This window comes from Streptococcus cuniculi (assembly GCF_001921845.1).
In the GTDB taxonomy this organism is placed as follows: domain Bacteria; phylum Bacillota; class Bacilli; order Lactobacillales; family Streptococcaceae; genus Streptococcus; species Streptococcus cuniculi.
Genome location: NZ_MSJM01000008.1, coordinates 53129 through 78978 on the forward strand (window position 1 = coordinate 53129; position 25850 = coordinate 78978).

22 protein-coding genes and 1 tRNA gene are annotated in these 25850 nt (G+C 43.9%); 22 read left to right on the forward strand and 1 reads right to left on the reverse strand.

Annotation, left to right across the window (positions count from 1 at the left end):
- The first annotated feature begins 940 nt into the window (after nucleotides 1-940).
- From dnaJ to BU202_RS08945, 4 genes are all read left to right on the forward strand, one after another.
- A complete protein-coding gene (gene dnaJ, locus BU202_RS08930; protein WP_075105437.1) occupies nucleotides 941-2071 on the forward strand; it encodes a molecular chaperone DnaJ in 1131 nt (376 codons plus the stop codon).
- 142 nt (nucleotides 2072-2213) lie between these two features.
- On the forward strand, nucleotides 2214-3668 hold the full coding sequence (locus BU202_RS08935; protein ID WP_075105438.1) for an amidase: 1455 nt from the start codon (nucleotides 2214-2216) through the stop codon (nucleotides 3666-3668).
- 86 nt (nucleotides 3669-3754) lie between these two features.
- Entirely contained in the window at nucleotides 3755-4633 is an 879-nt protein-coding gene (locus tag BU202_RS08940; RefSeq protein ID WP_075105439.1) for a transporter substrate-binding domain-containing protein, read from the forward strand.
- A 153-nt stretch (nucleotides 4634-4786) separates the two neighbouring features.
- Entirely contained in the window at nucleotides 4787-5452 is a 666-nt protein-coding gene (locus BU202_RS08945) for an amino acid ABC transporter permease (protein ID WP_075105440.1), read from the forward strand.
- Nucleotides 5453-6044: 592 nt separating this feature from the next.
- On the opposite strand, the gene BU202_RS08950 is transcribed toward BU202_RS08945, so the two are convergent.
- A complete protein-coding gene (locus BU202_RS08950; protein WP_075105441.1) occupies nucleotides 6045-6497 on the reverse strand; it encodes a Fur family transcriptional regulator in 453 nt (150 codons plus the stop codon).
- Between the two features lie 147 nt (nucleotides 6498-6644).
- Here BU202_RS08950 and truA point away from each other — a divergent pair, with 147 nt between their 5' ends.
- The 18 genes from truA to BU202_RS09040 all read left to right on the forward strand — a co-directional run bounded on the left by truA (nucleotide 6645) and on the right by BU202_RS09040 (nucleotide 25828).
- Entirely contained in the window at nucleotides 6645-7394 is a 750-nt protein-coding gene (gene truA, locus BU202_RS08955; RefSeq protein ID WP_075105442.1) for a tRNA pseudouridine(38-40) synthase TruA, read from the forward strand.
- Nucleotides 7384-8145, forward strand: coding sequence for a bifunctional hydroxymethylpyrimidine kinase/phosphomethylpyrimidine kinase (locus BU202_RS08960; RefSeq protein ID WP_075105443.1), 762 nt, complete (start codon nucleotides 7384-7386; stop codon nucleotides 8143-8145). The genes truA and BU202_RS08960 overlap by 11 nt, the downstream gene beginning before the upstream one ends.
- Entirely contained in the window at nucleotides 8135-8605 is a 471-nt protein-coding gene (locus BU202_RS08965) for an ECF transporter S component (protein WP_075105444.1), read from the forward strand. The genes BU202_RS08960 and BU202_RS08965 overlap by 11 nt, the downstream gene beginning before the upstream one ends.
- A gap of 9 nt (nucleotides 8606-8614) precedes the next feature.
- Nucleotides 8615-9172, forward strand: coding sequence for a TIGR01440 family protein (locus BU202_RS08970; protein ID WP_425274626.1), 558 nt, complete (start codon nucleotides 8615-8617; stop codon nucleotides 9170-9172).
- A 150-nt stretch (nucleotides 9173-9322) separates the two neighbouring features.
- Nucleotides 9323-10939, forward strand: a complete 1617-nt coding sequence (locus BU202_RS08975) for an ATP-binding cassette domain-containing protein (RefSeq protein WP_075105446.1) — start codon at nucleotides 9323-9325, stop codon at nucleotides 10937-10939.
- A 219-nt stretch (nucleotides 10940-11158) separates the two neighbouring features.
- The gene (gene tig / locus BU202_RS08980; protein WP_075105447.1) at nucleotides 11159-12442 is read left to right on the forward strand and encodes a trigger factor; all 1284 of its coding nucleotides are present in this window, start codon (nucleotides 11159-11161) and stop codon (nucleotides 12440-12442) included.
- 213 nt (nucleotides 12443-12655) lie between these two features.
- Nucleotides 12656-13246 carry a DNA-directed RNA polymerase subunit delta gene (gene rpoE / locus BU202_RS08985; protein ID WP_075105448.1) on the forward strand — a complete coding sequence of 197 codons (591 nt, stop codon included), beginning with the start codon at nucleotides 12656-12658 and terminating at the stop codon, nucleotides 13244-13246.
- A gap of 111 nt (nucleotides 13247-13357) precedes the next feature.
- Nucleotides 13358-14962 carry a CTP synthase gene (locus BU202_RS08990; protein WP_075105449.1) on the forward strand — a complete coding sequence of 535 codons (1605 nt, stop codon included), beginning with the start codon at nucleotides 13358-13360 and terminating at the stop codon, nucleotides 14960-14962.
- A 304-nt stretch (nucleotides 14963-15266) separates the two neighbouring features.
- Nucleotides 15267-15352 (forward strand) — tRNA-Leu (locus BU202_RS08995).
- A gap of 172 nt (nucleotides 15353-15524) precedes the next feature.
- Nucleotides 15525-16406: a class II fructose-bisphosphate aldolase gene (locus BU202_RS09000; RefSeq protein ID WP_075105450.1), complete on the forward strand. Its 882-nt coding sequence runs from the start codon at nucleotides 15525-15527 to the stop codon at nucleotides 16404-16406.
- Between the two features lie 222 nt (nucleotides 16407-16628).
- On the forward strand, nucleotides 16629-16817 hold the full coding sequence (rpmB, locus tag BU202_RS09005; RefSeq protein WP_001140948.1) for a 50S ribosomal protein L28: 189 nt from the start codon (nucleotides 16629-16631) through the stop codon (nucleotides 16815-16817).
- Between the two features lie 787 nt (nucleotides 16818-17604).
- Nucleotides 17605-17970 (forward strand): Asp23/Gls24 family envelope stress response protein, encoded by a 366-nt coding sequence (locus BU202_RS09010; protein ID WP_075105451.1) that lies wholly within the window; start codon nucleotides 17605-17607, stop codon nucleotides 17968-17970.
- 2 nt (nucleotides 17971-17972) lie between these two features.
- Entirely contained in the window at nucleotides 17973-19637 is a 1665-nt protein-coding gene (locus BU202_RS09015; protein ID WP_075105474.1) for a DAK2 domain-containing protein, read from the forward strand.
- Between the two features lie 122 nt (nucleotides 19638-19759).
- Complete coding sequence (locus BU202_RS09020; protein ID WP_075105452.1) at nucleotides 19760-20794, forward strand: LacI family DNA-binding transcriptional regulator; 1035 nt, start codon at nucleotides 19760-19762, stop codon at nucleotides 20792-20794.
- A 119-nt stretch (nucleotides 20795-20913) separates the two neighbouring features.
- Complete coding sequence (locus tag BU202_RS09025) at nucleotides 20914-21828, forward strand: ABC transporter permease (RefSeq protein WP_075105453.1); 915 nt, start codon at nucleotides 20914-20916, stop codon at nucleotides 21826-21828.
- A gap of 10 nt (nucleotides 21829-21838) precedes the next feature.
- Entirely contained in the window at nucleotides 21839-22726 is an 888-nt protein-coding gene (locus BU202_RS09030) for a carbohydrate ABC transporter permease (protein WP_075105454.1), read from the forward strand.
- 104 nt (nucleotides 22727-22830) lie between these two features.
- On the forward strand, nucleotides 22831-24444 hold the full coding sequence (locus BU202_RS09035; RefSeq protein ID WP_075105475.1) for an ABC transporter substrate-binding protein: 1614 nt from the start codon (nucleotides 22831-22833) through the stop codon (nucleotides 24442-24444).
- Between the two features lie 19 nt (nucleotides 24445-24463).
- Nucleotides 24464-25828: a glycoside hydrolase family 32 protein gene (locus tag BU202_RS09040; RefSeq protein ID WP_075105455.1), complete on the forward strand. Its 1365-nt coding sequence runs from the start codon at nucleotides 24464-24466 to the stop codon at nucleotides 25826-25828.
- The last annotated feature ends 22 nt before the right edge of the window (nucleotides 25829-25850 follow it).

The following is a 25850-nucleotide window of genomic DNA, read 5'->3' on the forward strand; positions in this document are numbered from 1 at the left end:
GTCCCTTACCTCGTTAAGTTACATAGTTTTAACAGTTTGGCGCAGTAGTTGTCTGGTTTGTAAAATGTTGATAAATCAACATTCTATTAGAAGAGGCTAGCGAACAATTCTTCGCTACCCTTATTTCCAACCTTCCACAATTCTTGATTGTGAAAGCTAGTCAACCTTGCGGGGGTGGGAGTAAAATAATCCAGTGGATTATTTTAGCCCGAACCTAGAAATAAAGGAGTGAGGATAATCGATTTCTTCGAAATCACGATTTTTGTCCCACTCCCTCGTGAACACAGTCGGAACTCACTATTGATAGTCGACTTACTGTACATACAAACATTGGCGTCGCAAGACACAAGATAGCAAGGAGCTAGGGAGGATTTCTTGGCTCCTGCTTTGCTAGTAAGAAATAGAACGAGGGGTATTCAACATTCCTATTTTACCTTTTGTTTAAGGGCTTAATATCTTGGTATAGTTGAACCTGCCTAACATGCTATAGGAATAACTTTCCTGTATCAAATTTAACAGAAAGGAATAAGAGTGTTCAGAAATGAACACGGGCTACGGACTGTGCCAAAAAGATAGATTTTCCTAGGACGTAAACGTCCGTTGTCAAATCTTCTATTTTGGCTTGTGTTTAGCGCTTTAATATCTTGGTGTAATTGAACGCGAGCGGAAAACTTGTTCCTATTCCAATATTTTATAAGAAAGGATATATGGTTTAAGTAAATGAATCCGCCCTAAAAGCTGTGTGAAAAAGATAAATCGTCTCGAAAATCAGGATTTTCTGCCGATTTCCTATTTTCACGTTGCTTTTTACGGGCTTGGTATCTTACTATAATTGAACCCGCCCTAACGTCTGTGTCAAAAAGACAAACGTTTCCTAGACGCGAGCGTCTTCGTCACATTTGCTATTTTGACTTTGCCGTTTACGGGCTTGGTATCTTATATGAACAATACAGAATTCTACGATCGTCTGGGGGTGTCAAAAGACGCTTCGCAAGATGAGATTAAAAAGGCCTATCGGAAAATGTCCAAGAAGTACCATCCAGACATCAATAAAGAAGCTGGAGCGGAGCAAAAATATAAGGATATTCAAGAGGCTTATGAAACGCTTAGCGATGCTCAAAAACGGGCGAGCTATGATCAGTTTGGGGCTGCTGGTGCCCAAGGTGGTTTTGGTGGTGGAGGCTTTAGTGGCTTTGACGGTGCAGTTTTTGGTGGTTTTGAAGACATCTTCTCTAGCTTCTTTGGAGGCGGTGGGGCAAGCCGCAATCCCAATGCACCGCGCCAAGGTGATGACCTTCAATACCGTATCAATTTGAAATTTGAAGAGGCGATTTTTGGAGCTGAAAAAGAGGTTAGCTACAATCGTGAGGCAACGTGTCGGACCTGTACGGGTTCTGGTGCCAAACCTGGTACCAGTCCTGTGACCTGTGGCCGCTGTCATGGTGCTGGGGTCATCAATGTCGATACTCAAACGCCGCTCGGTATGATGCGCCGTCAAGTGACCTGTGATGTCTGCCATGGCCGCGGAAAAGAAATCAAAGACCCATGCCACACTTGCCACGGTACAGGTCATGAAAAGCAAGCCCATACGGTTACTGTAAAAGTGCCAGCTGGGGTTGAAACAGGTCAAAAAATCCGTCTTTCAGGTCAAGGTGAAGCGGGATTTAATGGTGGTCCTTACGGAGATCTCTTTGTAGTGATTCAAGTGCAGGCTTCAGACAAGTTTGAGCGCGATGGGACGACCATTCACTACAAGCTCAATCTCAATTTCGTTCAAGCAGCTTTGGGAGATACGGTACATGTGCCGACTGTCCATGGCGATGTGGACTTGGTGATTCCTGAAGGAACGCAAACAGGTAAGAAATTCCGCTTGAAAGGCAAAGGAGCTCCGAGCCTACGTGGTGGTATGGTCGGAGATCAATACGTGACGATTAACGTTGTGACTCCAACCAATCTCAATGACAAACAAAAAGCAGCCTTGAAAGATTTTGCAGCTGCTGGAAATATCGCTGTTCATCCACAGAAAAAAGGATTTTTCGATAAGGTCAAGGATGCCTTTGATGATTTATAAAAAAAGAAGAGTTTGGGGCTGTCTCAAGCTCTTTTTGGCTGGCTACATCCATTGCTTTCTTAAGTTGTCAGGCTTGCTGATTGTTGCATTTCATGATAGGCTAAAAGCAAGGAGAATGAATCGTCAAGCAAGGAGAAATACGATGTACCAAGATGCGACAGCTATAGCAGAGGCTATCAGAAATAGGGAGGTATCAGCAGAGGAGTGCGTGAAAGCGACTGTCGATAAGATTGAAAAGCTCAACCCGGACTTGAACGCAGTTGTGAGTACCCAATATGAACAAGCGTTGGAGCGGGCTAGAAATCTCAAGATAGGCGTTCAGCCTTTTGCAGGTGTTCCAATTTTACTTAAAGATTTGGGGCAAGAACAAAAAGGGGAATTGTCCATAGCTGGTTCTCGTCTGTTTGCCCATTACCGAGCGTCCAAAAGTGATCGTTATACTCAACGAATGGAAGAACTAGGTTTTATCGTGCTTGGGCGAACCAATACTCCAGAATTTGGCTTTAAGAATATATCAGATAGTCGCTTACACGGGCCTGTCAATCTGCCAATAGATATGACCCGCAATGCAGGTGGGTCTAGTGGTGGTTCGGCCGCTGCCGTATCGTCTGGTATGGTGACCTTGGCGGGAGCGTCAGATGGTGGAGGCTCCATCCGCATTCCAGCTAGTTTTAATGGTCTGATAGGTTTAAAGACCAGCCGTGGTCGGATACCAGTAGGACCGTCTTCCTATCGGGGCTGGCAGGGTGCATCTGTCCATTTTGCTTTGACCAAATCTGTCCGAGACACCAAGAGCCTCCTCTATCATTTGCAGGCCTATCAGGTCGAAGCGCCCTTTCCTTTGCAGCCCTTGTCTTGGGATAGTTTGTTTGAGTCTCGAAGAAGCCCGCTCAAGATTGCTTTTTCGCTCCAGTCACCGATTGGGACGCCTGTATCGGCAGAAGCGCAAGAGGCAGTTTTAAATCTTCTGCCTGCCCTAGAGGAATTAGGCCATCAGGTAACGGAGTTGACTGCATATCCCTTAGACGGTATTGAAGCTATGCGTTCGTATTACGTGATGAATAGTGTGGAGACGGCGCAGATGTTTACTGGTATTGAACAAGGATTGGGACGAAAAATGACCCCAGCAGATATGGAATTGATGACCTGGGCCATCTATCGCAGCGGGCTAACCATTCCTGCCTATCGTTACAGTCAGGTGTTGCAGGATTGGGATCAATACAGTGCGAAAATGGCTGTCTTTCATGAGAATTATGATCTTTTGCTCACTCCTACGGTGGCTAGTGTCGCTCCTAAGCATGGACAATTTGCCTTAGAGCAGGAGTTGGAAGAGAAACTACGGCACATGGACGAGTATGAAATGGCGGAGCAGCAGGAACTCATCTGGCAGATGTTTGAAAAGAGCCTTTCTTGGACTCCTTTTACGCAACAGGCAAATCTTACGGGTCAACCCTCCATCAGTCTGCCAGTCTATCAAACGGCACAAGGTCTACCGATCGGTGTCCAGTTGACGGCTGCGAAAGGACAAGAGGATATTCTCTTGTCTGTAGCAGAAGAGCTTGAAAAGCTAGGAAAACTGATATGTAAAGCGCTTTAAATTTTCAGTTAAAATAATTGATAAAAGGCTTTCATTGTGATACCCTTTTGTCTATAGGTCAGATTATGAACCAAAAGGAGATCATTATGTTGAAAAAATTAGTTGCATCAGCCCTCTTCGTGTCTTCGCTTGCCTTGGTTGCTTGTTCGGGAAACACGACGAAAACCTCTTCTGCAAATCAGACAGAGTGGGAACGGGTCAAGGAAGCCGGAGTCTTGAAAGTAGCCACTCCAGGGACTCTTTACCCAACCTCTTATCACAATGACGCAGATGAGTTGGTCGGCTATGAAATTGAGATGCTTGATGAAATTGGCAAACGCTTGGACATCAAGATTGAATACCAAGAAATCGGTGTTGCAGAAGCCTTTACCGCAGTAGATAGTGGCAAAGTCGACATCGCTGTCAACAACTTTGATACGACTAAAGAACGTCTTGAAAAATACAATTTCTCTATTCCTTACAAATATTCAATCGGTGGAATGATTGTCCGTGAAGATGGCTCATCTGGGATTGAAGCAGCAGATTTGAGCGATTGGAAAGGGAAGAAAGCTGGTGGCGGTGCAGGAACCCAGTACATGAAGATTGCAGAAAAGCTCGGTGCAGAGCCAGTGATTTATGACAATGTGACCAACGACGTCTACCTCCGCGATGTATCGACGGGGCGGACAGACTTTATCCCGAACGATTACTACACACAAGTGATTGCAGTCAAATACATCACACAGCAATTCCCAGATATTAAGGTCAAAATGGGAACGGCCAAGTACAATCCAACCGAGCAAGGAATTGTGATGAGTAAGGCGGATACTAGCTTGAAAGAAAAGTTAGATGAAGCCCTCAAAGCAATGAAAGAAGATGGTACCTTAAAAGCCATTTCAGAAAAATATTACGCTGGTCAAGACTTGACAGAGCCTGAAAAAGGTGTGGACAATCTGCCTGTCATTGATACAGCTGATGTGAAATAGCTAGAATGTGAACGCAAAAAATGAGAGTGAGGAAGGTCAAAGCAGGTGTGCTTGATGCGCTCGCTCTCTTTTGTCGTCAGCCCGTTTTGAGTGCTGATGTGGTGAAGGCGTTTTGTCTGATACTAAACCAAATATACATAGTGGAGGAAGAAAATGAATTGGCAGGTAATTTTTAACCTAGAGCTAGCAAAAGAGGCGATTCCTAAGATTTTAGAAGGTCTGCCCTATACGCTGGGTTTATCCCTCATCGGTTTTGCCTTGGGGACATTTTGTGGCTTTTTTGTTGCCCTCTTACGCATGTCACGGCTTGCTCCTTTGCGCTATCTCGCCATGCTTCATATTTCGCTGATGCGGGGCATTCCGCTCATGGTCTTGCTCTTTTTCATCTATTTCGGCCTTCCTTTTATGGGCTTGGAGCTAGATGCGATTAGTGCTAGTATCATCGCCTTTACCCTCATGTCAAGTGCCTATATTTCAGAGATTATCCGCTCCTCACTTTCTGCGATTGACCACGGACAATGGGAGGCGGCTCGTTCACTCGGTTTAAAGACCTCGGTGATTTATCGGAAAGTCATCATTCCTCAAGCCTTTCGGATTGCCGTGCCACCCCTTAGCAATGTCTTGCTTGATATGGTGAAAAGCACTTCGCTCACTGCCATGATTACTGTGCCAGAGCTGTTTAACAAGGCCAAGATTGTCGGCGGTGCCAAGTCGGATTACATGACGGTCTATATCTGTGTAGCCCTGATTTACTGGGTCATTTGTAGCCTATATGCACTAGGGCAAGTGCATTTGGAAAAGCGGCTTGCGACTTACTAATTGGACGAGAAAATGAGGCTGGGACATAATACCTAGCCTCCTTATTTTTATAATTTGAGCAGTTTGACGTATATCAATAGTCAGGGGAGTGACTATTGATACCTGAGCCTAGAAACTAGAAAGCGAGGCCTGGCGCTGGGTTCAATGCTCCAGTGGAGCATTGAAGAGAACAGAAAGTTGTGAGCAACTTATCCATGACATTGATAAATCAATATTCTATTAGAAGAGGCTAGCGAACGATTCTTCGCTAGCCTTATTTCCAACCTTCCACAATTCTCGATTGTGGAAGCAAGTCAACTTGCGGATATCAACAGTCAGGGGAGTGACTGTTGATACCCGAGCTTAGAAACTAGAGAGCGAGGACAGTCAGGGGAGTGACTGTTGATACCCGAGCCTAGAAACTAGAGAGCGAGGACTACAAAATCGATTTCTACGAAATCACGATTGAGTCCCACTCCCATTTTTTGTGGGTTCATAGCCCAATTCTCGGCTCATTCTCGTTCTGCCTGCGATATGACTAAGCGCTATATCAAAATGAATGCAAACAAAAAGCGAGGTTGCAAAGGCTAAAAAAGTCTCGGTTTCCTCGCTTTTATGCTTGTTGGCAAGTGGGGCAAACGCCATAGATGGTCAAGAGTTCTTTGGTAATCTGATAGCCTGTCTGGGCTTGGACCTGCTGTTCAAGACTCGGCATATTTTCAGCAATCAGGTCAGTAATCTTTCCGCAGCGTTCACAGATGACATTCAAATGGTCGTGGCCCATGAAATCATAGTAGGTGGTCGTGTCCTTGTTGCGTTTTAACTCGGTCACAAATCCTTCTTCGACCAGCACCTTGAGATTGTTGTAGACCGTGGCTAGGCTCATACTTGGATAGCTCGGTCGTAAATCCTTATAAATCATCTCGGCACTTGGATGATCAGGGCTATCAATCAAGTAACGAATGACCGCCTTGCGCGTTTCGGTTATCCGAATTCCTTTTTCTTTTAAATGACTCACGACGTGCGCATAGGCATCTTGGTGATTATGGTGTGCGTGATGGGACATGGCACGTCTCTCCTTGCAATATTTTTTCTTCATTATACACCATTTAGCCAAAAAGCGCGAATAAAAGTTTCTGTCTGTCATCTGTGCTAGGACAGATAAGAAGTAAAACCCTTGTCACTAGCTTTTAGGCTGTGGTACAATCAAGCTATGACAAGATATAAAGCAATTATTTCCTATGACGGATACGATTTTTCAGGCTTTCAGCGGCAGCCACATGCACGAACGGTTCAGGAGGAATTGGAAAGGACCTTGCAACGCTTAAATAGCGGGCAAGAGGTAGTGGTGCATGGAGCGGGGCGGACAGATAGTGGCGTTCATGCCTATGGTCAGGTCGTTCATTTTGATTTGCCTGGTAGTCGGGACGTGGAAAAACTTCGTTTTGCTCTTGATACACAAAGTCCTGAAGATATAGATGTGGTAGCGGTTGAGCAGGTGGCAGATGACTTTCATTGTCGCTATGCTAAGCATCAAAAAACTTACGAATTTTTGGTTGATATTGGCCGGCCGAAAAATCCCATGATGAGACGTTATGCGACTCATTTTCCCTATGATTTAGAGCTTGAGCAGATGCAAAAGGCCATTTCTACCTTGGTGGGAACCCATGATTTTACAGGTTTTACAGCATCAGGAACAGCGGTGGAAGACAAGGTGCGGACGATTACAGAAGCGCGTGTGGAGCTAGATGGCAAGCGAAACTTGCTCATCTTTACTTTTACAGGAAATGGCTTTCTCTATAAACAGGTGCGCAATATGGTGGGGACCTTGTTGAAAATTGGCAATAATCGCATGCCAGTCGATCAGGTGGAGCGAATTTTACAGGAAAAGAACCGTCAATTGGCAGGGCCTACGGCTGCTCCAAATGGCTTGTATTTAAAGGAGATTCGATATGACGAGTAAGTATATTCTAGCCCTTTCAGGCAACGATATTTTTAGCGGCGGTGGTCTCCATGCGGATTTGACCACCTATACGGTCAATGGTCTACACGGCTTTGTGGCGGTGACTTGTTTGACTGCCATGACGGACACGGGGTTTGAGGTGATAGCGGTCGATGAAGCTGTCTTTGAAAAACAATTGAACAGTTTACAAGATGTAGATTTTGCGGCTATAAAATTAGGCTTGTTGCCCAATGTCGCTATTGCCAAGCAAGCGCTTGATTGTGTGCGGTCGCATGCAGGTCTTCCAATTGTCCTTGATCCCGTTCTTGTTTGTAAAGAAACGCATGATGTGGAGGTCAATGATTTGCGCAAGGAATTGCTGGCATTCTTTCCCTATGTGACCATTGTCACACCCAATCTGGCAGAAGCGGAACTATTGACCCAAAGAAAGATTCAGACGGTCGAAGAGATGAAAGAAGCGGCGCGGATGTTGCATGAGCTGGGTGCCCCACATGTCGTTATCAAAGGTGGAAATCGGCTGGACAAAAAGCGCGCAATCGATGTCTATTATGACGGCGTGGAATATCATGTGTTGGAGTCGCTGGTGCTGGAGAAAAACAATACCGGTGCAGGCTGTACGTTTGCCTCAAGTATCGCTAGTCAGCTAGCCTTGGGGGCTAGTGTGCGTGATGCGGTGAGCGTTTCTAAGGACTTTGTTCTTCGAGCGATTCAAGCGTCTGATGAATACGGAGTGGTACAATATGAAAGCTAAACAAACGCAAAAAATCGTGTTGCTGTCGATTTTGACAGCTCTAACAGTTGTCTTAGGTTACTTACATGTGCCGACCTTGACTGGTTTTATCACCCTGCTAGATGCTGGTGTCTTTTTTACCGCTTTTTATCTCGGGTCAAAAGAAGGTGCCGTTGTCGGTGGTTTGTCAGGTCTCTTGATTGATTTGCTTTTGGGCTACCCGCAGTGGGCTTTCTTTAGCCTGATGTTTCATGGATTACAAGGTTATACAGCTGGTTGGTCAGGCAAAAGACGATTCTTAGGGCTACTCTTTGCCAGCCTTGCCATGGTCGGTGGTTATTTTCTAGCGAGCCTGATGATGTACAATCTAGCGAGTGCATTGGATAGTCTGGTCGGAAACCTAATCCAAAATACAGTCGGTATGTTTCTTGGATCTGTTCTTGCTAAAGCAATGACGAGTAGCAGAAAGGTGGAAATCTAGATGGTAGAAATGGACACGATTAAACAGGAAACCTTGGCGATTTTAGAAGAAGTCTTGGAATTGAGCCAGATTCAAAAGGGTCAATTATTTGTCTTGGGGCTCTCTTCTAGTGAAGTCATCGGAGGTCACATCGGCAAACATTCCAGTCTGGAAGTCGGGCAGGTGATTGTCAAGACTATTTTAGATGTTTTGTCTGAACGGGGGATTTACCTAGCTGTTCAGGGGTGCGAGCATGTGAATCGGGCCTTGGTGGTTGAGCGAGACTTTGCCCTTGCCAAGGATTTGGAAATCGTCAACGTGCTTCCGAGCTTGCATGCAGGAGGTTCTGGGCAACTCGCTGCATTTGAGTATATGGACGACCCTGTCGAGGTGGAGTTTGTCACAGCTTACGCAGGGCTTGATATTGGCGATACCGCTATCGGTATGCACGTCAAACACGTCCAAGTACCCTTGCGACCGACCTTGCGCCAGATTGGTCATGCCCACGTGACGGCTCTTGCCAGCCGACCAAAATTGATTGGCGGAGCTAGGGCCTTGTATCAGGAAGATATGATACGTAAACGATAAAAACAGAGGTTGAGCAACGGTCTCGATCTCTTTTTGCATCTTACAAACTGATTTTAACCACTTAGGGAGCGAACTGCGTCACTTACTGAAATACCCTTGTTTTTCTAGAAATAATTGTTAGACTAGTGATAGAAAAAGGAGGAAAATAAGATGAATGCAGGACAGTTATGGAAGAATTTACCCAAGGGAATGGTGATGATTTACTGTTTGGCCATGCTGGTGTCTGGCTTTGACGGGATTATGCTATCCCAGATTATATCCAAAGTAACGCTCTTTTCGGCAGACTCCACAGTGAGAGATGTGCTAGTTTTTGTGGGGGTAAGTTTGGGTGGTATCTTCGTTATTCAGTCAGCATCTTGGTTGCAGGATTATCTGAAAAATCAGTTCATCAGAGGGCTCAATCGGTACTACAAGAAAGAGCTGATTCGCTCGCTGGCTCTCGCCAAGGACAGGCACCAAGATGTAGGCGGTACCATTTCATTATTGACAGTGGATTTGAAACTGATTGAAGATAAGTATTTCAGGGTGATGTTTGACTGTGTCTTTCATGCAGTTATGGGTTTGGTTTCCTTGGTGTATCTCATCTATCTTAATCCCTTGGTTTCCATGGTTTTTCTTGCTTTTACCCTACTGACGATGTTGCCGTCTATGCTCTTTGCAAAGATGTTAGGACGGGCAACTGAGCAATTTACAGCAGCAACGGAAGGCTTCATCAAAGGGACTAAGGATCTGTTTCAAGGCTATGCTGTCGTGTCGACCTATCAGGCATTTGCCCCCTTTTTGGCACGTTCAGATAGGAAACTTGAGAAAATGGAAACACTCGGCATGCGCTTGAACAACAAGCATGCCATGGTTTCATTCGTCGGGGCAATGGCATCTTGGATTGGCTATATTATCCCAACTGCGATCGGTCTCTTCTTTGTGGTGACGGGGAAATTGACCGTTACCGTCGTCGTTGCCCTCTTCTTAGCGAGTGACCGCGTCATTTATCCATTTCGTAGCGTCTCCAGCTATCTGCGCCTGATTCAATCTACCAAAAGTACACGGGAGAAAATCGCGGGTCTCCTTGCTCAAGAACGAAAAGCAGTGAAGGTTCAGAGTGAACGAGCCCCCCTTGCCCAGCCAACGGTCGTGATGTCAGATATCGCCTTTGGCTACGAGGACAATCTCATCCAGCATGCTGATGTACGCATCCCATTTGGCAGCAAGGTCTTGATTACAGGCGCGTCAGGCAGTGGAAAATCAAGTTTGCTTGATGTCTTACATGGTCGCTTGCACCCTCGGGAAGGTCGACTTTTCTTTGAGGGAAATGGGCATTCTGTGCCAAATCTGGCTTCTCAGATTGCTCGGATTCAGCAAGAGCCTTACTATTTTGATGTCACACTCAGAGATAACCTTCTTATGGAACTAGAAGAGGTAGCAGATGAAGAATTGTTAACAATCCTTGAGCGACTAGGTTTAGTTGATGAACTGGGAGTTGATTGCCTAGATAAGACCTATGGTGAAAATGGTGCTCAATTATCTGGCGGTCAAAAACAGCGAATTGAAATTGCGCGTGCTCTTGTCCACCAGCGACCAATTTTACTAGTAGACGAAGGGACTTCAGCAGTTGACAAGCACGCATCCGACCGTATTCGCAAGCTCTTTTTTGAAACGGACTGTACAATCTTTGAAGTAGCGCACCACTATGACCAAGCCCTCAAAGACCGCTACACTCACCAGATTGAATTCCGTAACCAAGAGCTGATTTGTCATGAATTAGCATAAAGGACTGATTGTCAGTCCTTTTTAATCTATGTTTTTTGCTAGAATACCAAAGCGAATAATGGCTATCGTTATTGAAAACTCAAAAATAGAAAATGTTGGAGTTCAGGAAGTCTTGCTAGATACTTGATTTTCAAAAGAATTGGCACAAAAATTTGGAGAATGGCTGGAGATATGATATAATAGCGTGTATGCAATAAAATTTTAAGGAGAAATGACAGAATGTCTGTATCATTTGAATCAAAAGAAACAAACCGCGGTGTCTTGACATTTACAATCGCTCAAGATGCTATCAAACCAGAATTGGATCGTGTATTTAACAAGGTAAAAAAAGATATTAACGTACCTGGATTCCGTAAAGGTCACTTGCCACGTGCTGTCTTCAACCAAAAATTTGGTGAAGAGTCATTGTATCAAGATGTGGTCAATGCTCTTTTGCCAGCAGCTTATGAAGCAGCTGTAGCAGAAGCAGGTCTTGAAGTCGTTGCACAACCAAACATTGAAGTTGTATCAATGGAAAAAGGTCAAGACTGGACAATCACTGCAGAAGTTGTCACTAAACCAGAAGTCAAATTGGGTGACTACAAAAACTTGGCAGTATCCGTTGAAGCAACAAAAGAAGTAACGGATGAAGAAGTCGATGCAAAAGTGGAGCGCGAGCGCAACACCTTGGCAGAATTGGTTATCAAAGAAGGACCAGCTGCTGAAGGCGACACAGTTGTGATTGACTTTGTTGGCTCTGTCGACGGTGTTGAATTTGACGGCGGAAAAGGTGAGAACTTCTCATTAGGCCTTGGTAGCGGTCAATTTATCCCGGGCTTTGAAGACCAATTGGTAGGTCACAGTGCAGGTGAGGAAGTGAACGTCGAAGTGACTTTCCCAGAAGACTACCAAGCAGCAGACTTGGCAGGAAAACCAGCTCTCTTTGTGACAAAAATCCATGAAGTAAAAGCAAAAGAAGTGCCAGCTCTTGATGACGAATTGGCAAAAGACCTTGACGAAGAAGTGGAAACACTGGATGAATTGAAAGCGAAATACCGTAAAGAGTTGGAAGCGGCAAAAGAAATTGCCTTTGACGATGCAGTTGAGTCAGCAGCGATTGACTTGGCAGTTGAAAATGCAGAAATCGTTGACCTTCCAGAAGAAATGGTTCACGAAGAAGTACACCGTGCTATCAATGAATTCCTCGGTGGTATGCAACAACAAGGTATCTCACCAGATATGTACTTCCAAATCACTGGAACAACACGCGAAGATCTTCATAAACAATACGAAGCAGATGCTGAAAAACGTACGAAGACAAATCTTGTTGTGGAAGCTGTAGCAAAAGCAGAAGGTTTTGAAGCAACAGCAGAAGAAATCGAAGCTGAAATCACAGAACTCGCATCAACCTACAACATGGAAGTAGAACAAGTTCGTCGCCTGCTTTCAGAAGACATGTTGAAACATGACATCGCAGTGAAAAAAGCGGTTGAAGTTATCACAAGCACTGCAACTGTGAAATAAGCAAAAACAGATAAAATAGAGGTTGAGAATGTTCTCGGCTTCTATTTTTATCCATTTTCCATGATGGTGAAATTATCTTTGACTATTTGCTAATTTTAGCGTAAAATAGTAAGGAAAGACAAAAATCATACTCGTTGAGAGCTTCAAAGAGTATAGATGGATCAGCAAGCACGGGTTGCTTGGGGGTTCGTATTTTACATAAGGAGAATAGCCTTGGAATTAAACGTATTTGCAGGACAAGAAAAAAGTGAATTATCCATGATTGAGGTGGCGCGTGCTATCTTGGAAGAACGTGGCCGCGATCATGAGATGTATTTCAATGATTTGGTCAATGAAATTCAAAACTATCTTGAAAAATCAAACAGCGATATTCGTGCTGCCCTACCTACTTTCTATTCTGACTTGAATGTGGACGGTAGCTTCATTCCTCTAGGAGAAAACAAATGGGGACTTCGTTCATGGTATGCGATTGATGAGATTGACGAAGAAGTCATCACCCTTGAAGAAGAGGACGAAGACGCACCAAAACGCAAGAAAAAACGTGTCAATGCCTTTATGGATGGGGATGAAGATGCCATTGATTATGGCAATGATGATCCAGAAGATGAAGATGGCTATGATGCGACAACATCAACTGAATATGATGACGACAATCCAGATGATGAAAAAGATGAAGCAGAATCCTATGATTCTGAAATCAATGAAATCATCCCAGATGAGGATTTGGTGGACGAAGAAGTTGAGTTGAACGAAGAAGATGATGACTACACAGAAGAAGACGAAGAAAGTGTAGATGAAGAATAATTCTCATTTGACAAATCGTGTGATTTTCGGTATGCTATTAGTCGGGCACCTCTTTTGAGGTCAGAGCTCCCTGTTTCAGGGAGCTATTTTTATTTTTTTAAGGAGAAGTTCATGACAAAGTATATTTTTGTAACTGGTGGCGTGGTCAGTTCCATCGGAAAAGGGATTGTGGCAGCAAGTTTGGGGCGCCTGTTGAAAAATCGTGGGTTGAAAGTCACGATTCAAAAATTTGATCCCTACATCAATATAGATCCAGGCACCATGAGCCCATATCAGCATGGAGAAGTATTTGTAACAGATGATGGGGCAGAGACCGACCTTGACCTTGGGCATTATGAGCGCTTCATCGACATCAATCTCAATAAATATTCCAATGTGACAACTGGTAAGATTTATAGTGAAGTGCTGCGCAAGGAGCGCCGCGGTGAGTATCTTGGTGCGACTGTTCAGGTCATTCCGCACATCACCGATGCCTTGAAAGAAAAAATCAAGCGCGCAGCGACGACAACCGATGCCGATGTCATCATCACAGAGGTTGGTGGAACCGTTGGAGATATTGAGAGCCTGCCATTCTTAGAAGCCCTTCGCCAGATGAAATCGGATGTGGGGGCAGATAATGTCATGTATATCCATACAACACTTCTTCCTTATTTGAAAGCAGCTGGAGAGATGAAAACCAAGCCGACCCAACACTCTGTAAAAGAGTTGCGGGGACTTGGTATCCAGCCCAATATGCTGGTCATTCGGACAGAAGAGCCAGCTGGTCAGGGAATTAAAAACAAACTGGCCCAATTTTGTGATGTGGCACCAGAAGCAGTCATTGAGTCACTAGATGTCGAGCATTTGTATCAAATTCCGCTCAACTTGCAAGCGCAAAAGATGGACCAAATCGTCTGTGACCATTTGAAAATCGATGCCCCGGCTGCCGATATGACAGAATGGTCTGCAATGGTCGATAAGGTCATGAACTTGAAAAAACAGGTCAAGATTGCCTTGGTTGGAAAATATGTGGAATTGCCAGATGCCTACATTTCTGTGGTAGAAGCTCTTAAACACTCTGGCTATGCCAATGATGCCGAAGTCAAGATTGACTGGATCAATGCCAACGACGTGACAGCAGATAACGTAGCAGACCTGCTAGGGTCCGCAGACGGAATTATCGTACCGGGTGGCTTTGGACAGCGCGGAACAGAAGGGAAAATGGAGGCTATCAGATACGCCCGTGAACAAGATGTTCCAATGCTTGGGGTCTGTCTTGGTATGCAGTTGACCTGTATCGAGTTTGCCCGCCATGTCCTCGGGCTTGACGGCGCCAACTCCGCAGAATTAGCACCTGACACTCCTTATCCAATTATCGACCTCATGCGCGACCAGATTGATGTGGAAGATATGGGAGGTACCCTTCGTCTTGGCTTGTACCCATCGAAGCTCAAAAAAGGGAGCCGCGCCGCTGCAGCCTATGACAATCAAGAAGTCGTTCAACGCCGCCACCGTCACCGCTACGAGTTTAACAATCAATTCCGTGAACAGTTTGAAGCGGCCGGCTTTGTCTTTTCAGGAGTGTCACCAGATAACCGTTTGGTTGAAATCGTAGAAATTCCTGAAAACAAATTCTTCGTAGCTTGCCAATACCACCCAGAATTATCCAGCCGTCCAAACCGTCCAGAGGAGTTATACACAGCCTTTGTCTCGGCCGCGGTGGAAAATCAGAAGTAATCATAGTATAGTGGGTTGAGAAAGGAATAGGACAAGGCAAGGAGCTGCAGATAGAACTGGCCTTTATCAAAGCGATTTAACGATGTCCTAACCTTTATTCAGTTCTCTATAGCATCATCTTGTCCTGTGACAAGGTGATGTTTCTGCTTTGTGGCTGTCGAATCAGCTCTACTCAACCACGCAACATATTGGTCATCGCCGTCACCATGTGCACCAATAGGACTAGCAGATTGATTTATAAAAATTTTTTCAGAAAGTGTTGACAAGAGATAGACTAGCTGATATACTAGTAAGGTACTCAATCGCGGGGATGGCGGAATTGGCAGACGCGCAGGACTAAGGATCCTGTGACCGCTTTAGGTCGTGAGGGTTCAAGTCCCTCTCTCCGCATAGCATAGACTGGTGTAACCAGTCTTTTTTTCTTGTAAATAGAACGTGAAAATCCTCTCATTTTTCAAAAACTAGGGTGAAAGAGCAGAAAAAAAGTGGCGTTTTTCCTTAAAAAGTGATAAAATAAACAATGTAAGTGGGAAAGCCCACAAAAATAAAAGGAGGCTAGAAAATGCCAGTCGTTTCAGCAGAAAAATTCGTCCAAGCAGCTCGTGACAATGGTTACGCAGTTGGTGGATTTAACACAAACAACCTTGAGTGGACTCAAGCAATCTTGCGTGCAGCAGAAGCTAAAAAAGCTCCTGTTTTGATTCAAACATCAATGGGTGCAGCAAAATACATGGGTGGTTACAAAGTAGCTCGTAACCTGATTGCAAACCTTGTAGAATCAATGAACATTACTGTTCCAGTTGCAATTCACCTTGACCACGGTCACTACGAAGATGCACTTGAGTGTATCGAAGTTGGCTACACTTCAATCATGTTTGACGGTTCACACCTTCCAGTTGAAGAAAACCTTGAAAAAGCACGCGAAGTGGTGAAATTGGCACATGCCAAAGGAATTTCGGTTGAGGCTGAAGTTGGAACAATCGGTGGAGAAGAAGACGGAATCATCGGTTCTGGTGAGCTTGCTCCAATCGAAGATGCAAAAGCAATGGTAGAAACTGGTATCGACTTCTTGGCAGCAGGTATCGGTAACATCCACGGTCCATACCCAGCAAACTGGGAAGGTCTTGACCTTGACCACTTGAAGAAATTGACAGAAGCTGTTCCAGGTTTCCCAATCGTTCTTCACGGTGGATCTGGTATTCCAGATGACCAAATCCAAGCAGCCATCAAACTTGGTGTGGCGAAAGTAAACGTAAATACTGAGTGCCAAATCGCATTTGCAAACGCAACTCGTGCATTTGCTCGTAACTACGAAGCAAACGAAGCAGAATACGACAAGAAAAAACTCTTCGACCCACGTAAATTCTTGGCAGACGGCGTAAAAGCTATCCAAGCATCTGTTGAAGAGCGTATCGATGTTTTCGGTTCTGAAAACAAAGCCTAATCAGCGATAGATCATCAACAACTTCTCAATTTGGGAAGTTGTTTTTTGTTCATCATTTGAAGCAGATAGACGCCATCAAAAAGGGGGACTGTCGCTGGCTCGTGGGTCTCATTTTAAAAAAGTTGAAAGTTCTTCTTGCCAAGAGCTATATTTTTTGGTAGAATAGTCAAGTATGTGGTGCTAGCACATCCGTAATATTTGATCAAATGAGGAGGAATACACATGGCTAAAGTATGTTATTTTACAGGTCGTAAAACTGTATCAGGAAACAACCGTTCACATGCGATGAACCAAACAAAACGTGCGGTAAAACCAAATCTTCAAAAAGTAACTGTTTTGATTGATGGAAAACCTAAAAAAGTTTGGGCTTCAGCTCGTGCACTTAAATCAGGTAAAGTTGAACGCGTTTAATTTTTGGGAAAAAAGAGGTCCAGTGGACCTCTTTTTCACGAGCCTGGAAGTCAGAAAGCGAGTTTAGAGGTCCAGTGGACCTCTTTTTCACGAGCCTGGAAGTCAGAAAGCGAGTTTAGAGGTCCAGAGGCCCTCTTTTTCACGAGCTTGGAAACAGGAAAGCGAGTTTAGAGGTCCAGAGGCCCTCTTTTTCACGAGCCTAGAAACGCGCAAGCGAGTTGAGGCTGAGACAAAAGTACCCAACCTCCTTATTTTTATAATTTGAGCAGCTTGACGTATATCAATAGTCAGGGGAGTGACTATTGATACCTGAGCCTAGAAACTAGAAAGCGAGGCTTGTCGCTGGGTTCAATGTTCCAGTGGAGCATTGAAGAGAACAGAAAGTTGTGAGCAACTTATCCATGACATTGAGAAATCAATATTCTATTAGAAGAGGCTAGCGAACGATTCTTCGCTAGCCTTATTTCCAACCTTCCACAATTCTTGATTGTGAAAGCTACTCAACTTGCGGGGTATTGACAGTCAGGGGAGTGACTGTCAATACTCGAGCCTAAAAATTAGAAAGCGAGGTCTACGAAATCGAACTCTTACGAGTTATCGATTTCTGTCCCACTCCCTTTTCACGAGCCCAGAAACAGGAAAGCGATTTTAGAGGTCCAGAGGCCCTCTTTTTCATTTTATTTTTTAAACTGAATGCTGACTTCTTATCTGTTGTCACAGCCTAGTTTTTTACACCCATGAGAAATTATGGTAAAATAGAGTGATAAAATGATTTGAGGTACGAAAAATGACGGTTAAGATCAATACAAAAGATGGCCAGATTGAACTAACAGATGATGTCATTGCGACAGTCGTTGGTGGTGCTACAACGGAGATTTTCGGCGTTGTTGGGATGGCAAGTAAATCTGCGATTAAGGATAACTTTCAAGCGCTTCTTGGAAAGGAAAATTACGCCAAGGGTGTCGTGATTAAAACGACCGAAGAAGGGCACATTGCAGTTGATGTCTATACTGTGATGAGCTACGGTGTTAAAATCAGCGAAGTTTCACGGAATATTCAAGAACGTGTGAAGTTTAATTTGGAAAATCAATTGGGTATCGCAGCAGATACAGTCAATGTCTATATTCAAAATATCAAAGTCGTAGGAGAATAATGGTGTCTAAAATTACAACGAGTTTATTTCAAGAAATGGTGCAGGCTGCATCTACTCGCCTGAATAAACAAGCAGAATATGTGAATTCATTAAACGTCTTTCCTGTTCCAGATGGGGACACAGGTACAAATATGGGAATGACCATTACCAATGGTGCTAAAGAGGTATCTGATAAGCCTGCTAGCACAGTTGGTGAAGCCGCTCAAATTTTATCAAAAGGCCTCTTGATGGGTGCGCGTGGGAATTCAGGTGTTATCACTTCCCAATTATTCCGCGGTTTTGGTCAATCGGTTAAAGGCAAAGAAGAGTTGACAGGAAAAGACCTGGCACAAGCCTTCCAGCACGGAGTAGAAGTAGCCTACAAAGCGGTGATGAAGCCGGTTGAAGGAACAATCTTGACGGTATCTCGTGGAGCAGCAACAGCTGCCTTGAAAAAAGCAGAACAAACCAATGATGCGGTTGAAGTCATGCGTGCAACCTTGGAAGGGGCAAAGCGTGCCCTCAAGAAAACACCTGAAATGCTTCCAGTATTAAAAGAAGTTGGTGTCGTGGACTCTGGTGGTCAAGGCTTGGTGTACATTTATGAAGGCTTCCTTGCAGCTCTTACAGGTGAGTACATTGCATCTGAAGATTTTGAAGCAACACCAGCGGTCATGTCTGGTATGATTAATGCAGAGCACCACAAATCAGTTGCTGGACATGTCGCGACAGAAGATATCACTTTTGGTTACTGTACGGAAATCATGGTGGCGCTTCGCCAAGGTCCAACCTACGTAAAAGAATTTGATTACGAAGAATTCCGCGCTTATTTGAATGACTTAGGAGATTCTCTTCTTGTCGTAAATGACGATGAAATCGTGAAAGTCCATGTCCATACAGAAGATCCAGGACTTGTCATGCAGGCTGGTCTCCAATACGGTAGCTTGGTCAAGGTCAAAGTAGACAATATGCGTGAGCAACACGAAGCACAGGTTGAAAAAGAAGAAAGTTTCCAAAAACCAGCGGAACAAACAGAATACGCAGTAATTGCCGTTGCAGCAGGTGAAGGATTGACAGAAATCTTCAAATCACAGGGTGTCGACTACGTGATTTCTGGTGGTCAAACCATGAACCCGTCTACAGAAGACTTTGTGAAGGCGATTGAATTGGTCAATGCCCGCAATGTCATCTTGTTGCCAAACAACAAGAACATCTTAATGGCAGCTCAATCAGCGGCAGAAGTGGCAGAAGTTGCAGTCAAAGTGGTAGAAACACGTACGATTCCGCAAGGATTTACGAGTCTTCTAGCCTTCGACCCAAGCCGTGATATTGAGGCTAACTTTGAAGCCATGACGGCGTCTCTTGCAGATGTCAAGAGCGGAAGTGTGACGACAGCTGTGCGTGATACGACGATTGACGGTCTTGAAATCCACGAAAATGACAATCTTGGAATGGTTGATGGCAAGATTGTGGTGTCAAATCCAGATATGGTAGAGACCCTCGCTGCAACTTTTGACAAGATGTTAGATGAGGACAGCGAAATCGTAACCATTTACGTGGGAGAAGAAGGAGACACAGCTGTGGCTGAAAACCTTGCCCAAGATTTAGAAGAAAAATATGAAGATGTTGAAGTGGAAATCCACCAAGGTGGCCAACCAGTCTACCCATATTTGTTTAGTGTTGAATAAAAATAGAGGCCTATTTAGCGTGCTAAATGGGTCTTTTTGCATGCCTTAATGAGAAGTGTCTTGAAAAAGATATGGAAAACGATTTCAAAAAGTGTTATAATGTAGGAAAAGGAGGTGAAACGATGGAAGAAGTGCAGAAAAAATCGGTTACCATGAAGGATGTAGCTCAACTAGCTGGTGTCAGTGTTGGGACGGTTTCTCGCGTCATCAACCAAGAACAAGGGATCAAAAAAACAACGCTGCAAAAGGTTCAGCAGGCGATTGAGGAACTGAATTATATTCCAGATGTCTATGCACGGGGCATGAAGACCAATCGTACAGAGACGGTTGCCTTGATTTTGCCAACTATTTGGCACCCGTTTTTCAGCGAGTTTGCCTTTTTTGTTGAAGAAGCCCTCAGTAAGAAAAACTATAAATTATTGTTGTGTAACACAGATGGGGCTAAAAAAGAGATTGAATACCTCATGATGTTGCGGCAGAATAAGGTGGACGGGATTATCGCCATTACCTACAGTCCGATTGAAGATTATTTGGCGTCTAATATTCCCTTTGTCAGTATTGACAGAACTTATAGGGATAAGGAAATCGCCTGTGTGACGTCTGACAACCAAAAGGGCGGTGAGCTTGCGGCGCAGATGTTACTCGAAAAAGGCTGTCAGCACCTCGCTTTTGTCGGTAGTCACAATGATACTTTCAATGAGACCAAAAAACGCCGCCAATTTTTTGAAAAGACCGTACGCCAGACAGGAAAAGAATGTCTTGTGTTTGATATTCCAGAGCCGGTAGATGATTTTCTTGGAGAACTGGAAAAATTCTTAGTGGCGCATCCGCAAATTGACGGTATTTTTGCCATCAATGATTTTGTGGCCTTAGAGACGATGCAGATTCTGGAGAAGCGGGGCAAGCGTGTACCAGAAGATGTGCAGGTGATTGGTTACGATGGGATTCGTTTTGCAAAAGAGCATGAATATGTTCTATCTACTATCAAGCAGCCACTTGAACAGATGGCAGAAGAAGCAGTTAATATCTTGTTGGCGATTATCCATCAGAAGAACTATCAACGACAAAGTGTGCTACCCATTTCGTACATTGAAGGAAAAACAACAAAAAATTTAAAAAATCTATTGACAGAAAACGCTACCAATGGTACACTATAGGTACGAAATTTATTTTTTACAAAAAATATGAAACGTTTCAAAAAACAAAGAAAGCTCTATTTAGAATAATGAGTTTTCTCATTTTAATCAAAATTGAAACGTTTCAAAAAGGAGGAGTTATGAATATAGGAAAGGAATACTCTGTCTGGAGTAGAATCAAGAAACAAAAAGTATTGTTGCTGATGTTGCTTCCAGGGCTGTTGTTGACCTTTATCTTTAAGTACATTCCGATGTATGGGGTCTTGATTGCCTTTAAAGATTATAATCCTTTGAAAGGTGTCATGGGAAGTGAGTGGATTGGATTTCAAGAGTTTACCAAGTTCCTTTCTTCTCCTAACTTCGGTATCTTGCTAGGAAATACGCTCAAGCTTAGTATTTATGGCTTGTTGCTCGGCTTCTTGCCACCGATTATTCTAGCTATTATGCTCAATCAGTTGTTGAGTGATAAGGCGAAAAAGCGCATCCAGCTCATTCTTTATGCGCCAAACTTTATTTCAGTCGTGGTCATCGTCGGAATGATTTTTCTCTTCTTCTCCGTCGGCGGACCCATCAATAGTATCCTCTCGCTCTTTGGTATTAAAGCAAACTTTTTGACGGATCCAGATGCCTTTAGACCGCTCTATATTCTTAGTGGTATTTGGCAAGGAATGGGGTGGGCATCAACGCTCTACACAGCGACTCTGGTCAATGTGGATACGTCCTTGATTGAAGCAGCGAAAATGGACGGTGCGAATATCTTCCAACGCATTTGGCATATTGATTTGCCAGCTTTGCGACCTGTCATGGTCATTCAGTTTGTCCTAGCAGCTGGAAATATCATGAATGTCGGCTATGAAAAAGCCTTCTTGATGCAAACATCGCTCAACTTGACCAGCTCAGAAATCATCTCAACCTATGTTTATAAGGTCGGTCTTGTATCAGGTGACTATTCTTATTCAACGGCCGTTGGACTTTTCAACGCAGTCATCAATGTTATCTTATTGATTGCGGTGAATCAAATCGTTAAACGGATGAACAACGGTCAAGGATTATAAGGAGAATGGAATGAATACACAAATTTATACAACATTCGACAAGCGTATGCTTGTGGTCAATAAAATTATCATTGCATTTCTAGTGTTGATTACGCTGGTTCCCATGCTCTATATTCTGGTAGCGTCCTTTATGGATCCGCAAGCTCTCGTGAGTAAGGGGATTAGCTTTGACCCTGCTGATTGGACGATTGAGGGCTACCAGCGGGTATTCAGCGACAAGTCTATCATTCGTGGATTTTTCAACTCGCTCTTTTATTCCTTTAGTTTTGCGGCTCTCACCGTTTTCTTATCTGTATTGACTGCCTATCCTTTATCGAAAAAGGATTTGGTTGGGAAAAAATGGTTCAATGCCTTTCTCATCTTTACCATGTTCTTTGGTGGTGGCTTGGTGCCAACCTATCTCCTTGTTAAAGACTTAGGCATGTTAAACACCGTCTGGGCCATTATCGTACCTGGTGCCATCAATGTCTGGAACATTATCTTGGCGCGGACTTATTTCCAAGGAATCCCAGATGAGTTGCTCGAAGCTGCTTATATTGACGGAGCCAATGATTTGGAAATCTTTGTCAAGATTATGTTACCACTTGCCAAACCAATCATGTTTGTCCTCTTCTTATACGCCTTTGTAGGACAGTGGAATTCTTACTTTGATGCCATGATTTATATCAAGGATCCAAACCTAGAACCGCTTCAGCTCGTCTTGCGCAAAATCTTGATTCAAAGTGAGCCTGGTAAAGATATGATTGGTGCTCAGGCTGCCATGAATGAAATGAAACGAATTGCAGAAATGATTAAGTATGCAACGATTGTCATCTCCAGCTTACCGTTGATTGTTATGTATCCATTCTTCCAAAAATACTTTGATAAGGGGATTATGGCTGGTTCATTGAAGGGTTAATAGTTGTCAAACATTGACCTCTGACGTTTTAGTGCTTTGTCAGACCTTGGTTTGATAAACAATCATTACATTTGTATAAAATAAAAAGGAGTTTTCTCATGAAAATGAAAAAATGGATGAGTCTTAGTGCGACTCTATTGGCAACCTCTGCTTTGGTCTTGACTGCTTGTGGCAGTAAAAATACTGCTTCTAGCCCAGACTACAAGCTAGAAAATGTTTCTTTCCCACTCAAGGATAAGGTAACCTTGAAGTTTATCACAGGTAGTTCACCACTTGCTCCAAAAGATCCGAATGATAAATTGATTTATCAACGCTTGGAAGAAGAGACAGGGGTTCACATTGACTGGACCAACTATTCTTCTGACTTTGCAGAGAAACGCAATCTGGACATTTCATCAGGTGATTTACCAGATGCCATCCATAATGATGGTGCGTCAGATGTGGAATTGGTCAAATGGGCAAAACAGGGGGTGATTATTCCTGTTGAAGACTTGATTGACCAATACATGCCAAACTTGAAGAAGATTTTGGATGAAAATCCTGAGTATCGTGCCTTGATGACAGCGCCAGACGGTCATATTTATTCCTTCCCTTGGATTGAAGAATTGGGTGAAGGGAAAGAATCCATTCACTCTGTCAATGATATGGCTTGGATTAACACCGATTGGTTGAAGAAATTAAACCTAGAGATGCCAACAACGACGGATGAGCTTGTAAAAGTCTTGGAAGCCTTTAAGACACAGGATCCAAATGGAAATGGTAAAGCGGATGAAATCCCAATGTCCTTTATCAATGCGGGCGGAAATGAAGATTTCAAACTCTTGTTCGGTGCCTTTGGTATTGGGGATAATGATGACCACCTTGTTGTTGGAAATGATGGTGTTGTGGACTTCACGGCTGACAATCCAGAATACAAAGAAGGTGTGAAATTTATCCGTCAATTGCAAGAAAAAGGCTTGCTTGACCCAGAAGCCTTTGAGCAAGATTGGAATACCTATATTGCTAAAGGTGGCGAACACCAATACGGAGTTTACTTCACATGGGATAAGGCTAACATTTCAGGCTTTAACGACAGCTACGATGTTTTACCAGTTCTTGCAGGACCAAGTGGTAAAAAACACGTTGCTCGTACTAATGGAATGGGCTTCTCACGTGACCGCATGGTCATTACTAGTGCCAATAAAAACCTTGAATTGACTGCAAAATGGATTGATGCGCAATATGCACCATTGCAATCTGTTCAAAACAACTGGGGAACTTATGGCGATGATAGCCAACAAAATATCTTTGAATTTGACAAGGCAAGCAATAGCTTGAAACACTTACCGCTTGAGGGAACCGCACCAGGCGAACTTCGTCAGAAGACAGAAGTCGGTGGTCCGCTTGCTATCTTGGATAGCTACTACGGTAAAGTGACAACGATGCCAGACGATGCTGCATGGCGCTTGGATATTTTGAAGAAGACTTATGTTCCATATATGAATAACGATGCCATTTACCCACGTGTCTTCATGGAAGAAGAGGATTTGGATAAATTGGCACAAATCGAAGCCGATATGAATGACTACATCTACCGCAAACGTGCAGAATGGATTGTCAATGGCAATATCGACAAGGAGTGGGATGACTATCTCAAAGAACTTGAGAAATACGGTCTGTCAGACTGGTTAGCAATCAAGCAGAAATACTACGATAAATATCTAGAAAATCAAAAATAGAAACAGAGAGTGAGTGAATATGGGAGACGTGTGGAGTATCAGTAAAGCAAATGAATTTATTGCGCAACATCAGGGAGAGGTCAATCCTCTTTACAAGCCAGAGCTTCATTTTTCAGCTCCAATAGGCTGGATCAATGACCCGAATGGTTTTGTGTACTTTAGGGGTGAATACCATTTGTTTTATCAGCATTATCCCTATGGCACGCATTGGGGGCCAATGCACTGGGGACATGCTAAAAGTAAGGACTTGTTGCACTGGGAACACCTCCCAGTCGCTCTTGCTCCAGACCAAGATTATGATAAGGACGGCTGTTTCTCAGGGAGTGCGATTGTCAAAGATGACAAGCTGTGGTTGATGTATACAGGGCATATTGTGGATCCAGATGGCAGCGTTCGTCAGGTGCAAAATATGGCCTATTCAACAGACGGAATTCATTTTGAAAAGTTGGCTTCTAACCCTGTTGCGACAGGGGAAATCTTGCCAGAAGAGTTGGTGGCGAGTGACTTCCGCGATCCAAAATTGTTTGAAAAAGATGGAACCTATTATGCAGTAGTTGCGGCCAAACATCAAGACGAGATTGGAACGATTGTGCTGCTTGAGTCGCCTGATTTGATGACTTGGGAATTTGCATCCATTTTCCTCAAGGGAGAAAAGCACCAAGGTTTCATGTGGGAATGTCCTGATTACTTCGAGCTAGATGGTACCTCTTGTTTGGTTCTATCACCAATGCGCTATCAAAAAGATGGTCTAGACTATGCCAATATCAACTCATCAGTCATCATGACAGGGCGTGTGGACTGGGAGAAAAAGGTCTTTCAGCCTGATACGGTAAAAGAAATTGACCACGGTCATGACTTCTATGCACCACAGACCATGGAAAATGCTGCTGGCGAGCGAATTATGATTGCCTGGATGCAGACTTGGGGGCGGACCAATATCACAGACCAACTTGACCATAAATGGACCTGTGCCATGACGTTACCAAGAAAATTGCAGTTGAAAGATGGTGCTCTTGTTCAAACACTTCCTGAAAGTCTTTCCGATCAACTGCCAGCCCTTCCTCAACAAGGAGTGGTGACAGTTGGGACTTTTCAGGGAGATTGGACAAACGGCAAGGTCTTCCGCTTGGGAGATGAAGATGATTACATCGAATTTGGCTATGATGTGGCGACAAAAGAAGTCTATATCGATCGCAGTCATCTAAAACAAGCCATTCAAGGGGAAGAAGCCTGGTCTGCCGAACGCCGCGCTGTTCAGGCAGAAGCACCAGAGGTGGTGGTTGTCCTTGATAAGAACAGCCTAGAACTCTTTGTCAATGGCGGTCAGGATAGTTTGACCAGTACCTATTTCCTGTCAGGTGAGCGTCATTTGACTGCACAATAGGGTGGAGGGAGCAATTCCCCTC

Bases quoted from the DNA above. Each gene is read 5' to 3' on its own strand.
- dnaJ (WP_075105437.1), top strand. From the start codon at position 941: ATGAACAATACAGAATTCTACGATCGTCTGGGGGTGTCAAAAGACGCT.
- BU202_RS08935 (WP_075105438.1), top strand. From the start codon at position 2,214: ATGTACCAAGATGCGACAGCTATAGCAGAGGCTATCAGAAATAGGGAG.
- BU202_RS08940 (WP_075105439.1), top strand. From the start codon at position 3,755: ATGTTGAAAAAATTAGTTGCATCAGCCCTCTTCGTGTCTTCGCTTGCC.
- BU202_RS08945 (WP_075105440.1), top strand. From the start codon at position 4,787: ATGAATTGGCAGGTAATTTTTAACCTAGAGCTAGCAAAAGAGGCGATT.
- BU202_RS08950 (WP_075105441.1), bottom strand. From the start codon at position 6,497: ATGTCCCATCACGCACACCATAATCACCAAGATGCCTATGCGCACGTC.
- truA (WP_075105442.1), top strand. From the start codon at position 6,645: ATGACAAGATATAAAGCAATTATTTCCTATGACGGATACGATTTTTCA.
- BU202_RS08960 (WP_075105443.1), top strand. From the start codon at position 7,384: ATGACGAGTAAGTATATTCTAGCCCTTTCAGGCAACGATATTTTTAGC.
- BU202_RS08965 (WP_075105444.1), top strand. From the start codon at position 8,135: ATGAAAGCTAAACAAACGCAAAAAATCGTGTTGCTGTCGATTTTGACA.
- BU202_RS08970 (WP_425274626.1), top strand. From the start codon at position 8,615: ATGGACACGATTAAACAGGAAACCTTGGCGATTTTAGAAGAAGTCTTG.
- BU202_RS08975 (WP_075105446.1), top strand. From the start codon at position 9,323: ATGAATGCAGGACAGTTATGGAAGAATTTACCCAAGGGAATGGTGATG.
- tig (WP_075105447.1), top strand. From the start codon at position 11,159: ATGTCTGTATCATTTGAATCAAAAGAAACAAACCGCGGTGTCTTGACA.
- BU202_RS08990 (WP_075105449.1), top strand. From the start codon at position 13,358: ATGACAAAGTATATTTTTGTAACTGGTGGCGTGGTCAGTTCCATCGGA.
- BU202_RS09000 (WP_075105450.1), top strand. From the start codon at position 15,525: ATGCCAGTCGTTTCAGCAGAAAAATTCGTCCAAGCAGCTCGTGACAAT.
- rpmB (WP_001140948.1), top strand. From the start codon at position 16,629: ATGGCTAAAGTATGTTATTTTACAGGTCGTAAAACTGTATCAGGAAAC.
- BU202_RS09010 (WP_075105451.1), top strand. From the start codon at position 17,605: ATGACGGTTAAGATCAATACAAAAGATGGCCAGATTGAACTAACAGAT.
- BU202_RS09020 (WP_075105452.1), top strand. From the start codon at position 19,760: ATGGAAGAAGTGCAGAAAAAATCGGTTACCATGAAGGATGTAGCTCAA.
- BU202_RS09025 (WP_075105453.1), top strand. From the start codon at position 20,914: ATGAATATAGGAAAGGAATACTCTGTCTGGAGTAGAATCAAGAAACAA.
- BU202_RS09030 (WP_075105454.1), top strand. From the start codon at position 21,839: ATGAATACACAAATTTATACAACATTCGACAAGCGTATGCTTGTGGTC.
- BU202_RS09035 (WP_075105475.1), top strand. From the start codon at position 22,831: ATGAAAAAATGGATGAGTCTTAGTGCGACTCTATTGGCAACCTCTGCT.
- BU202_RS09040 (WP_075105455.1), top strand. From the start codon at position 24,464: ATGGGAGACGTGTGGAGTATCAGTAAAGCAAATGAATTTATTGCGCAA.